This window comes from Brasilonema sp. UFV-L1 (assembly GCF_012912105.1).
Lineage (GTDB): Bacteria > Cyanobacteriota > Cyanobacteriia > Cyanobacteriales > Nostocaceae > Brasilonema.
In genome coordinates, this window is record NZ_QMEA01000336.1 from 1 (window position 1) to 523 (window position 523).

The 523-nt window shown below is 54.3% G+C and carries 1 rRNA gene; it reads right to left on the bottom strand.

Annotated elements, in window-relative coordinates:
- Positions 1 to 523: ribosomal RNA gene (locus tag DP117_RS35265) — 16S ribosomal RNA — on the bottom strand; the annotation flags it as partial.

The following is a 523-nucleotide window of genomic DNA, read 5'->3' on the forward strand; positions in this document are numbered from 1 at the left end:
CCCAGGCGGGATACTTAACGCGTTGGCTACGACACTGCCCGGGTCGATACGGGCAACGCCTAGTATCCATCGTTTACGGCTAGGACTACTGGGGTATCTAATCCCATTCGCTCCCCTAGCTTTCGTCCCTCAGTGTCAGTTACGGCCCAGCAGAGCGCTTTCGCCACCGGTGTTCTTCCTGATCTCTACGCATTTCACCGCTACACCAGGAATTCCCTCTGCCCTTACCGCACTCCAGTCTGTCAGTTTCCACTGCCTTTATTTGGTTGAGCCAAACTCTTTGACAGCAGACTTGATAAACCACCTGCGGACGCTTTACGCCCAATCATTCCGGATAACGCTTGCATCCTCCGTATTACCGCGGCTGCTGGCACGGAGTTAGCCGATGCTGATTCCTCAGGTACCTTCAGTTCTTATTCCCTGAGAAAAGAGGTTTACAACCCAAGAGCCTTCCTCCCTCACGCGGTATTGCTCCGTCAGGCTTTCGCCCATTGCGGAAAATTCCCCACTGCTGCCTCCCGTA